Origin of the sequence: Psychrilyobacter sp., assembly GCF_049671765.1 — a bacterium.
GTDB lineage: Bacteria > Fusobacteriota > Fusobacteriia > Fusobacteriales > Fusobacteriaceae > Psychrilyobacter.
The window spans coordinates 1-10,270 of record NZ_JBATVM010000050.1 but is presented as its reverse complement, the minus strand read 5'-3'; the positions used below and the strand labels follow the sequence as shown (position 1 = coordinate 10,270).

Here is a 10,270-nt window from a genome sequence, read left to right as displayed (position 1 = left end):
TTGGGGAATTACAAAAAGCAGTGAAAAAAGAAATATATGTCTCAAATTTTGATTTCGGGAGTCGCGAAATTGAAAAAGAAGATATTGAGTTTATAAAAAGTAGTGAGCAGAAATTAAGAAAAAGGTTTATGGGAATATCAGAATCTCTATATGATATATGCATAATTCTTAATCAGGTTTCTTTAAAATTTAAAAAGTCTGGTGATTTTATGGATTGGTATGAAGCCAATGGACTTACAAAAGATAATATTTCTGAGTTCAATAAAAGATTTATCTTGTTCCAGGAGTTCGGTGATAAAAAAGATTTTATTGCTTCACTCTCTACCCAATCTGTTAAATTTTTGACCCATAAAGATGTTACAGCAGATGCCAGGGAAAAGATCATTCATGGAGGAATAAAAAAAGCTGAAACTATAAAAGAATTATTAGCTCCTGTAAAGGATCAGATAGCAATTGAGTTTAAAAAACCAGTTCAATATGTTAATTATAAAAAACTAGATAATTTAAGAAAAATTATTGAAAAAGTAGAAGATGGTGGGACTTTAGAAGAATATAAAACTGAAGCTATGGCTATTGAGGAGCACCTCAAAATGATAAAAACTTCTATTAAAAATAAGGAAAAGGAATTTGAGAATAAAAATAATTTGAAAATGTTTAAGAAATAAAGGAGGCTCAAATGAAAATAACAATTTCTAACTCAAAAAAATCAAAATCTTTAAAAAAAGAATTAGCTAAAAAAATAATGGAAATAGTAAAATCAAATGGATAATTCAGGAATATATATAAGAGAATCTACAACCAGTCAGGACTGGCAAACTATGCTTGATATATGTAAAGAAGCCGGAGAGAAGATCGGATTCAATAACTCTGAAATTTATATGGACCTCGAAAGTGGTTATTCCTCTACTAGAAAAGATTTTATAAGACTACAATCAGATATTATCGATGGAAAATTAAAAGTTCTTATTCTATGGGAACTTTCAAGATCAACAAGAGATGAGATCGCCCACCATTTACTATTTAGAATGCTTAGAGATAACAATGTTCAAGTATACTCTGTATCTGAAGGCGGATGGATTAACCCTGGAGATTTAGAGCAAATGTTAAAGGTTAATATAATCAATGTTATCAATGCATATGAGGGTAGAAAAATAGCTAAAAGAGTTCGAGATCGTCAATATGCTCTAGCTAAGAAAGGTAGACATATGGGCGGCCCCGTTCCAATGACACATAAAAAAATAAATAAAAAATTAGTTATTGATCCAGAAGGTGCAAAAAAATATTTAATGGCTGTCGAATGGTATTTTAGCGGTACAACAGAAATAGAAATTTCAAGAAGATTAGGCCTATCAAAAGTAAAAAGACCGTGGCGACAAGTTAGAAAAATTTTTACTAATCCTGTACCAGCAGGATATATAAAATACGGTGAATGGAAAGTCCTTCCAAATGGTAAGTTAGAGAGACAAGAAGATTTTATTTTTGTAAAGGGTGAACATGAAGGAGTAATCCCATATGAAAGATGGCTAGCTCTCCAAGAATTTATAAAAACTAAAACTAAAACCTTAAACACTTCTATTTTAAGTGGGCTAATTAGATGCCATTGTGGAGAGAGGATGATCCTAAAAAAGGATAATAAAAGTGATAAAAAGTATTTCACTTGTAACTCCATTAATCTTGGAATAAGAAGCTGTACAAAAAGCGGTGAAGAGATGGTACAAATGGAAAAATATGTAATTAATTTAATTAAAAATTCTATAGAAAATTTTTATCTTCTAGATGAAATTGATCAAAGTGATCCTAACGATTTTATAGACCCTATAAAGAAAGAGATTAGCAAAGCTAAGAGACAACAAAGAACAAACTATTTAGAATACCTTGATGAAAACATTCCTAAAAATCTTTATGAAGAAACCTCTAAAGATTTAAAAAATAGAATTAATTCTTTAGAAAAAGAACTAGAGAAAATAACAACTCAAAAAATAAACCATGAACAGTTAATGGATAATAGAGGAGCACTTAAAATTTATATTGATAAAATTAGCGATCTTAATAATGAAAAAGAGTTAAAGGAAATCATTCATATGTTAGTAGATGAAATATTATTTATTAATAACTATCGAGCTATTATAAAATTTAACCTGATGTAAGGGAGGTGTCAAACTGAACATTTTAATTTCAAAACTAAAAAAAAGTAATCTTTATAGTAAGTTTATTAAAAGTATTCCTATATACTATAATAAAAAAATAGATAATTCTATAAATATACCTTTCTATAATATAGTAGAGTACGTTAACTTAAAAAAGATCAAATATAATTACGATGACTTTCTAGAGGATTATACTTTAGAATTAGAAAATAAAATTGAAAAACACCTTGTATGGGAGATCTGGAAGAGAGGCTATTCTATAAACAGATTTATTATTATAAAAAATATATCAACTGCCCTAGATCGCCATTTAAGGAATGGGATAGATAATAACTCTACATTCAAAAATCAAAACCTTGTAATCGAATTGTGGGAGCCCAAATTAGACATAACAAATTTTAAATTAACTATATTTGAAGGTCATGTTGAACTCCATGGTGAAAAAGAGTTATTAGAGGATTTTAGGAACCTATACAAAATAAAGTATGAAGTTCTTTGGGATCAAACTGAGGATAGTTTTCACCTTGCTTTTGGTGGTATCCTAGCTGAATATATTAAAAAAAATCAGGTATAAATAGCCTGATTTTTTAATTTATATTTTTTTCATTTCTACACCAGTAACGCTCCTAATGGTTTTCCACCTAAGATATGAAAGTGTAAATGAAACACTTCTTGTCCTCCATGACTATTACAATTAGTTATAACTCTATATCCATCTTCTGCAATTTTTAAATCTCTAGTAATTTCTTTTATAGCACTATACATCTCCATTAGATATTCGCTATCTTTTGGTTCAATATCATTTAATGTAGGAATCTCTTTTTTAGGGACTACTAAAATATGAACTGGTGCTTGGGGATCGATATCATTAAAAGCAATCACCTTATCAGTTTCATATACAATGGATGCTGGAATTTCTCTGTTAATTATTTTTGTAAATAATGTACTCATAATTCTACCTCCTAAAATACTAGCTTTATACGTCTATCCTTCTAATTTATCAATTCTTGTCTGATGTCTTCCACCTTGAAATTCAGTAGTTAAAAAAACTTCTACCATTTCTAAAGCTAATATATCTCCTACCATTCTTGCTCCCATAGATAATACATTGGCATCATTATGTTCACGTGTTAACCTTGCCATTGTTGTATTTGTACATAGTGCCGCTCGTACGCCTTTTACTTTATTTGCAGCTATTCCTATTCCTATTCCAGTTCCACAGATTGCAATTCCTTTATCAGCTTTTTTTTCTACTACTGCTTCTCCCACCATTCTTCCATACTTAGGATAATCTACAGAATCTGTAGAGTAACATCCAAGATCTAAAACTTCATATCCATTTTCATTTAAAAAGTTTATTACTTTTCCTTTCAATTCAAATCCACCGTGGTCACTACCAATAGCTATTTTCATTTCTTATACCTTCCTCTTATATTTATTATAATTATATAAAATTATCAGTTTATTATATTCTATATAATTTATTTTTACTAGGTTTGGTTTTATTATTTTTAATTTAATAATTATATTAAATAATTATCGGACTTTAATTCAAGAGAACGTTTAACATATTATTAATAAGCTAAATTACTATATATAACTTATCTCTTCTAGATTTTCTAAATGTTCTATATTAGAAAAATTTTCCATTTTAAATTTTCCGTCACTATAACTTATAGTTGTCACACTTGTATTTTGCGGTACAGGATCTATCCAAAATTTATTCAGATCATGTCCTAATACATATCCGAATATAACTTTCAATATCATCCCATGACTGACTACCATGATATCTCCTACTTTATTTTCTGCTACTAATTTTTTTAATCCTTCAATAGCTCTTTTTTCTACTTCTATAAAAGACTCTCCAGCAAAATCACTAGGATCATATTTTATAGCATCTGTCCATAAGTTCATAAAAGCTTCTGGATGTTTTGCTCTAAATTTTTCTTTTTCTAATCCCTCTACATCTCCAAATCCCATCTCCATAATTTCAGAAAGCTCCAAAATTTCTATATCTTTTTTCCCTTTTAATATTTTTGCAGTATGAAGTGCTCGTCCTTGAGGACTGGTATATATCTTATTAAAATCAACATACCTTAGTTTTTCATAGAGAAGTTCCGTCTGCTCTACTCCTTCTTCAGTCAATGGTGAATTAAGATGTCCTTGTAATTTTTTTATAACGTTCCATTCGGTTTGCCCATGTCTAACAAAATGTATTCTTAACATAACTTACTCCCTTTTTTATAAATGAATTTCTTATATTATATCGGGTTTTTCCTTTTTTGTCACTCTTTCTAAACTCCTTATAGTAATAAAACTCTCTTCTATTAATCTGCTCTCACTTTTAAATTAGCACATATCACACTATCAGGATTTAAATAAAAATTTCCATTTATACACCTTATTCTAGGTAAAGAAGTGCTCCCAAATATACTATAGCTTACAGACAAGAGTGCTTCTACATATATACATTCTTTCCTTACACATACATACTCCCTTTCTATCTCTATTCTTTCCTCTTCCCTAGGTATTTTCAGTTCTGCCATCTATTCCTCCCTAATTTTCATCTTCAATATAAAAAACTAACCGCAAGAAATCTAATAAATTTATAATTTTCTAAAAAAAAGATCCAATATATACTGGATCTTTTGATTCTATATTAACTGCTTATTAACCTAATATTTCGTATCCTTCTTCAGTTAATTTTTTTACTATTTTATCAGTATGTGTTTTATCAAAAGTTTCTAGAGTAAGCTTTACTTCTTGCTCTCCTATCGCAAGCGAGTTTTTATACATTGTTTGATTTAAAGTTAAGATATTTGCCTTTAATTCGGCTATTAATCCTAATAATTTAGTCATCTCTCCTGCTTTATCCACTAATTTTACCATTAATGTAAATCTTCTGTTTTCACCAATCAACGCTTTGTTAATGATTCTTTCCATAAGGTTAACATCTAAGTTTCCACCAGATATTACAGATACTATATTTTTACCTTTAAGATCTAAATCACTGTTAAAAAGTGCTGCTACCGATACTGCTCCTGCTCCCTCTGCTACTATTTTATCTTTTTCAAGTAATAATAATACAGCTCTAGCTATCTCAGTTTCTGTAACAGTTACAAATTCATCTACATTCTCTTTGATGATCTCATAAGTTAAATCTCCTGCTCTTCTTACAGCAATCCCATCAGCTATTGTAGCTTTTGTATCTATTGTATATACTTCTCCCTTTTCAATTGCGCTCTTCATACAAGGTGCATTGGCTGCTTCTACACCGATTACTTTTACACTTGGCTTAACACCTTTTATAGCAGTCGCAATTCCAGATAAGATTCCTCCACCACCAATTGGTACAAGAACTACGTCTACGTCTTCTAATTGATCTAAGATCTCAAGTCCTATGGTTCCTTGTCCTGCTATTACAAATTTATCATCGAATGGATGTAAAAATGTCGCTCCAGTTTCTTTTTGGATCTCACAAGCTTTTGCATAAGCATCATCATATACAGAACCATGTAACACTACTTCTGCACCAAAATTTTTAGTTGCTGCTACTTTTGATAGTGGTGCGATCTCTGGCATCACTATAGTTGATTTTATTCCTAACTTAGTTGCACTTAGTGCGACTCCTTGAGCATGGTTCCCAGCTGATGATGCAATTACTCCTGCTTCTTTTTCTGCATCAGTTAAGTTACTTATCTTATTAAAAGCGCCTCTAATTTTAAATGATCCTGTTAACTGAAGATTTTCCGCCTTCAAATAAACTTTTCCACCTGTTATCTTACTTAATTCTTTACATTCTAATAAACATGTCTTTTTTATAACCGGTTTCAAAACCTTCTGTGCTATTTGAATATCTTCTAATCTTACTTTATGCATAATCCAATCCCCCGAATAATTTTTTTAGTATTAAACTCTATAAAAGTATTATATAACTAAAGGTTGAAAAAATGCAACATTTTTCGTTGAAAAATATCATTTTTTTATACTCTTTTATGTTAAAGCTCTATTTATTTGTTCTATTTCTATTACAAAATCATCGTTTTCTAATATATCTTCCTCTAATAATTTATTTTTTATCATATGGTAAGTCTCTTCTCCTAGAACGTTTTTTAAAGTTTCTCCATAGGTAACTATAAAGGGTTTAAAATCTTCTTCAAGAAAACCATTTGGATTTTCTCTTCTAAAGATTGGACTCATGGCAAAATCTATATTTATACAAGATTTTGTATAAAAGTTCTCTATAGTGAAATTATTAGTGAAATCATCAGGCAATGTGAAATAAAGAGTATTTGTCTCTTCATCTAGGATTATCTCTAATGGCCATATACTACATATAAGTGGTTTATTCTCTATAATTTCCTTGGGATTCATATTTTTATCCAAACAAATCGAGTGTAGAGAGCAGAGAGTCTGACCATTTTTAGGAGTATATGCACAAGCACATAGATCTATTTCATTTCCTATATATTTAGAAGGAACTAGTACTTCTTCTTCTAAAATCATATCTTCAATTTCATCGCTATCATTTCCTAATTCTTCCAATATATCTAGAGTTTTTGTAAGCTCATTGTAACGATCTTTATTTTCTAATATAAATTTTCTAATTTTTTTATTAAATATTGCTGGAGCATCACCACAACAGTGCTCAACACAATTAAAGCAATCAAAATTAGTTAAATTTGCAAACATGGCATAATCTATAATGGCATTATATTCTTTTCCCTTTAAGGCAACTTTAGTTTCTATAGTATCTATTCCACTAAAATATTTTCTAATTCTTTCTTCTTTCTCTTGACTAACTATATCTAATCCACCTTTTGGATGGTCTATAAATAAAAAATATTTCATTGTTTTTCTCCTTTTTAAATAATTTCAATTTTAATTTTTTTGATACAACTCTCAGATCTTTTTTTCGTGTCATTCGTGACTAGTTTTTATAGATTGGTGTTCATTGGCTTCTAATTGTTACCTTCCTGTCCACTGGATCAGGTCCCGTGTGTTTTCAAAACTCTCACCATTTAAAAAATCTTTTGGATTTTTTAAATTTCCACATATTGCAGGATGATTATGTTCTATTATTTGAGATTTTTTTATATACTTTTTATATTTTAGAGCTTTTGCTCCCCAAAGTAAAAATATAAGATTACTATTTTTTTCCTCTATAAATCCCATAAGTTTTTCTGTAAAATTTTTCCATAATTTGATATGACTCCCAGAATTTCCTATCTCCACTGTCAATGCAGTGTTTAGCAGTAGTACTCCTTGAGACTCCCAAGATTTAAAAAGTTCATTAGGAGGTAATACGTCAAATACTTTATTATTTATTTTATCTCTCAACATATCTATTGTAGGAACCTCTCCTACATAAGTTTTATAAATTAATTTCATTATATTTTTTAACGAGGTATTTACCTCTTTATCCATCCATGAATTCTTCTCTACCTCAAATGCAAGTCCTGTAGCTACTCCCTTTTGTGGATATGGATCCATAGCCAAAAGAACTATCTTTACTTTATTAAGATCACTTCTAAACACCTTAAATATATCTTTTTTAGTAGGAGTATAGTTAGTTATCGATTTCATTATTTTTTCTATTTCTTGTATTATCTCTAAAGTAAAAAATTCATGATAACTATCATGAATTTTATTATCTTCTAAAAATTTATTTTTTTCTAAATTCAAATCTTCCTCCATTTTTTACTATATATTTTTTCATGAATTCTCCTTGAATTTCTGGATATGTTAGATTAGTAGGAATTTCTTCCACTAAAAATTTATCCTCCATCTCAAAATTTGGCAGATCACCAAATTTATTTATTACAGCCATAAAAACACTACCATAATTCAAGTCACCATTTTCTTCTACACTATAATCAGATAGATAAGTCAGCTCAAAACTAGTTGCACCACTTTCTTCATATAATTCCCTCTTAGCTGCCATTTCTGCTGTTTCACCTTTTTCAATATGTCCCCCAGGTAGTTCGAGTGTATCTCTATCTTCATGTTTAACTAAAACTAGTTTCCCTTCATATAAGGGGATAATTACTGAATATTTTTTCTTATCTACTGCATTTTGATTATAAAAATTTATTTCCATAAAAGCCTCCCTCATCTCTAAATTATAGTTTTTTAAAATATACTTAGATCCAATTCTTTTGACAGATCTTCTAATATACCATCTCCACCTATAGAATTCCCTTTTTTATCTAGAGCTGGGCCATATATTCCTATTCCCATTTTGTTTGGAAGAACCGACATTATTCCTCCTCCTACTCCACTTTTAGATGGTATGCCTACTTTTAGAGCAAATTCACCCGATCCATCATACATGCCACAAGTCATCATCAAAGATTTTACAACTCTAGCTTGATAATCTGATATTATTTTTTCTCCAGTAGATAGCCTACCATTTCTAGCTAAAAACATTCCAACCATAGCCAGATCAATGGTAGTTACTTCTATAGAACATTGCTTAAAATACACATCTAGACTATCTTCTACAGAGGACTCTATCACTCCTTGGTCTTTCATAAAGTAAGCCATAGCTCTATTCTTATTTCCTGTTCTATTTTCCCCTAAATATATCTCTTCATTATATGTCAATGTATCATTTTCCGTTACCAATTTAAAGAAATCTAGTAATCTCTTAAATTTGCCTTCCTTGTTTTCTCCTTTTATCATAGATGAAACTGCTATAGCACCAGCATTTATCATGGGATTATAAGGTTTTTTTATGATGGCGGTCTCCAACCTAATCATAGAATTAAAAGCATCTCCTGTAGGCTCAGTTCCTACTTTTGAAAATACATAATCTACACCATTATCTAACATTGCTAACATAAGGGATATAGGTTTAGATACACTTTGGATAGTAAATTTTTTATTGTAATCTCCATATACATATTTATTCCCATCCATATCCAATAGACATATCCCCAAGTCTTCTTTTTTTGCTTTTTCAAGTCCAGGTATATAGTTTGCTACATTTCCAAATTTTGTTTTAATTTTATTTTGTTTTACTATTTTGTCTAAAAAAACTCTCATCTCTCTCCCTCCCGGGCATTCTATTTATTTCAAAAAAAATCAATATCAAAATTGACGATTCTTTTATTTACCTAGAGTTTACCACATCATCTATTAAAATAAAAGCTAATACAACTTTCTTCAGAGATGTTTTAGAGTAAATAAATTTTCATTAAAAATATACAGTTTTAAAGGGATAAAAAAATACTGAACTTGATTTTTATTAAAAAATGTTATAAAGTATTATACGTAAGTTTTTTATATTAGTATAAAAAACTATAATCGGAAAATAAATTATAGATAGCAAAAGGAGAAATAAAATCATGAAAACTTTACCAAATTGTCCAAAGTGTAATTCAGAATATACATATGAAGATGGAAATCTTATGGTCTGTCCTGAGTGTTCATATGAGTGGAATCCAGAGGTTGAAGCAGAAGAAAATGCAGAAAAAGTATACAAAGACAGTAATGGAAATATTTTAGTAGACGGAGATACCGTTAGTGTAATCAAAGATCTTAAAGTAAAAGGAAGTTCTCTTGTAGTAAAAAAAGGAACTAAAGTAAGAAATATAAGATTAATCGATGCAGACCATGATATCAAATGTAAAATTGATGGTATCGGATCTATGGAATTAAAAACTGAATTTGTAAAAAAAATATAAATTTTTAATCTTCTTAATTAATTAGAGTAATCATCTTATTAATTAGGAAGTTTTTTTATTTTATAAAATAAAAAGGAAATATAAGTTTAATGTGTAGATTATAATTAGAATAGGAATTTTAAAAATTAATTAGGAGTGATTGTTATGTCTAAACGTTATCATGAAAAATTTATTGCTTATATCAAACATCTACTTGAAGTTGAAAAAAAATCTATAGAAAACATTTCTAAGAAAACAGGAATTCCTATGGATGATCTAAAAAAATTCCACGAAGAAGATGACATTGCCAGCAAATTTGAATATGACAAATTAATTGAAGCATTTGATCCAGACAAAAAAGATGATAAAAACAAAACGGAATAAAGTAATTAAAAACTATACGATTCCCAAATAAAAAAAAGCTAAAGCTTCTTCACCCCCCTGCCCCCATCT

At 29.2% G+C, this 10,270-nt stretch carries 14 protein-coding genes; 5 read left to right on the top strand and 9 right to left on the bottom strand.

Annotated features, from left to right (window positions below):
- The 3 genes from WBG30_RS02255 to WBG30_RS02245 form a co-directional block, all read left to right on the top strand.
- Positions 1-665: hypothetical protein (locus tag WBG30_RS02255; protein WP_424503020.1), on the top strand; the 665-nt coding region annotated here is incomplete at its 5' end.
- Between the two features lie 96 nt (positions 666-761).
- Positions 762-2,147: a recombinase family protein gene (locus tag WBG30_RS02250; protein WP_424503019.1), complete on the top strand. Its 1,386-nt coding sequence runs from the start codon at positions 762-764 to the stop codon at positions 2,145-2,147.
- A 367-nt stretch (positions 2,148-2,514) separates the two neighbouring features.
- On the top strand, positions 2,515-2,721 hold the full coding sequence (locus tag WBG30_RS02245) for a hypothetical protein (protein ID WP_424503018.1): 207 nt from the start codon (positions 2,515-2,517) through the stop codon (positions 2,719-2,721).
- A 35-nt stretch (positions 2,722-2,756) separates the two neighbouring features.
- Here WBG30_RS02245 and WBG30_RS02240 read toward each other — a convergent pair whose 3' ends face one another.
- From WBG30_RS02240 to glsA, 9 genes are all read right to left on the bottom strand, one after another.
- Positions 2,757-3,098, bottom strand: coding sequence for a histidine triad nucleotide-binding protein (locus tag WBG30_RS02240; RefSeq protein ID WP_424503017.1), 342 nt, complete (start codon positions 3,096-3,098; stop codon positions 2,757-2,759).
- Between the two features lie 33 nt (positions 3,099-3,131).
- On the bottom strand, positions 3,132-3,560 hold the full coding sequence (gene rpiB / locus WBG30_RS02235) for a ribose 5-phosphate isomerase B (RefSeq protein WP_424503016.1): 429 nt from the start codon (positions 3,558-3,560) through the stop codon (positions 3,132-3,134).
- Between the two features lie 177 nt (positions 3,561-3,737).
- Positions 3,738-4,376, bottom strand: a complete 639-nt coding sequence (locus tag WBG30_RS02230; RefSeq protein WP_424503015.1) for a histidine phosphatase family protein — start codon at positions 4,374-4,376, stop codon at positions 3,738-3,740.
- 101 nt (positions 4,377-4,477) lie between these two features.
- Positions 4,478-4,696: a hypothetical protein gene (locus tag WBG30_RS02225; RefSeq protein ID WP_424503014.1), complete on the bottom strand. Its 219-nt coding sequence runs from the start codon at positions 4,694-4,696 to the stop codon at positions 4,478-4,480.
- A 124-nt stretch (positions 4,697-4,820) separates the two neighbouring features.
- Complete coding sequence (gene ilvA, locus WBG30_RS02220) at positions 4,821-6,029, bottom strand: threonine ammonia-lyase (protein WP_424503013.1); 1,209 nt, start codon at positions 6,027-6,029, stop codon at positions 4,821-4,823.
- A gap of 114 nt (positions 6,030-6,143) precedes the next feature.
- Positions 6,144-7,001 (bottom strand): hypothetical protein, encoded by an 858-nt coding sequence (locus WBG30_RS02215; protein ID WP_424503012.1) that lies wholly within the window; start codon positions 6,999-7,001, stop codon positions 6,144-6,146.
- 117 nt (positions 7,002-7,118) lie between these two features.
- Entirely contained in the window at positions 7,119-7,835 is a 717-nt protein-coding gene (locus WBG30_RS02210) for a uracil-DNA glycosylase (RefSeq protein ID WP_424503011.1), read from the bottom strand.
- The gene (locus WBG30_RS02205) at positions 7,816-8,250 is read right to left on the bottom strand and encodes an NUDIX hydrolase (protein ID WP_424503010.1); all 435 of its coding nucleotides are present in this window, start codon (positions 8,248-8,250) and stop codon (positions 7,816-7,818) included. The genes WBG30_RS02210 and WBG30_RS02205 overlap by 20 nt, the downstream gene beginning before the upstream one ends.
- A gap of 32 nt (positions 8,251-8,282) precedes the next feature.
- Positions 8,283-9,197, bottom strand: a complete 915-nt coding sequence (gene glsA, locus WBG30_RS02200) for a glutaminase A (protein ID WP_424503009.1) — start codon at positions 9,195-9,197, stop codon at positions 8,283-8,285.
- A 302-nt stretch (positions 9,198-9,499) separates the two neighbouring features.
- Here glsA and WBG30_RS02195 point away from each other — a divergent pair, with 302 nt between their 5' ends.
- Both WBG30_RS02195 and WBG30_RS02190 read left to right on the top strand, forming a co-directional pair.
- Complete coding sequence (locus WBG30_RS02195) at positions 9,500-9,838, top strand: zinc ribbon domain-containing protein YjdM (protein WP_424503008.1); 339 nt, start codon at positions 9,500-9,502, stop codon at positions 9,836-9,838.
- Positions 9,839-9,982: 144 nt separating this feature from the next.
- Positions 9,983-10,201 carry a hypothetical protein gene (locus WBG30_RS02190; RefSeq protein ID WP_424503007.1) on the top strand — a complete coding sequence of 73 codons (219 nt, stop codon included), beginning with the start codon at positions 9,983-9,985 and terminating at the stop codon, positions 10,199-10,201.
- The last annotated feature ends 69 nt before the right edge of the window (positions 10,202-10,270 follow it).

Coding starts and splice junctions, on each gene's coding strand:
- WBG30_RS02240 (WP_424503017.1), bottom strand. CDS start 3,098: ATGAGTACATTATTTACAAAAATAATTAACAGAGAAATTCCAGCATCC.
- WBG30_RS02190 (WP_424503007.1), top strand. CDS start 9,983: ATGTCTAAACGTTATCATGAAAAATTTATTGCTTATATCAAACATCTA.
- WBG30_RS02230 (WP_424503015.1), bottom strand. CDS start 4,376: ATGTTAAGAATACATTTTGTTAGACATGGGCAAACCGAATGGAACGTT.
- WBG30_RS02225 (WP_424503014.1), bottom strand. CDS start 4,696: ATGGCAGAACTGAAAATACCTAGGGAAGAGGAAAGAATAGAGATAGAA.
- WBG30_RS02215 (WP_424503012.1), bottom strand. CDS start 7,001: ATGAAATATTTTTTATTTATAGACCATCCAAAAGGTGGATTAGATATA.
- ilvA (WP_424503013.1), bottom strand. CDS start 6,029: ATGCATAAAGTAAGATTAGAAGATATTCAAATAGCACAGAAGGTTTTG.
- rpiB (WP_424503016.1), bottom strand. CDS start 3,560: ATGAAAATAGCTATTGGTAGTGACCACGGTGGATTTGAATTGAAAGGA.
- WBG30_RS02250 (WP_424503019.1), top strand. CDS start 762: ATGGATAATTCAGGAATATATATAAGAGAATCTACAACCAGTCAGGAC.
- WBG30_RS02195 (WP_424503008.1), top strand. CDS start 9,500: ATGAAAACTTTACCAAATTGTCCAAAGTGTAATTCAGAATATACATAT.
- WBG30_RS02205 (WP_424503010.1), bottom strand. CDS start 8,250: ATGGAAATAAATTTTTATAATCAAAATGCAGTAGATAAGAAAAAATAT.
- glsA (WP_424503009.1), bottom strand. CDS start 9,197: ATGAGAGTTTTTTTAGACAAAATAGTAAAACAAAATAAAATTAAAACA.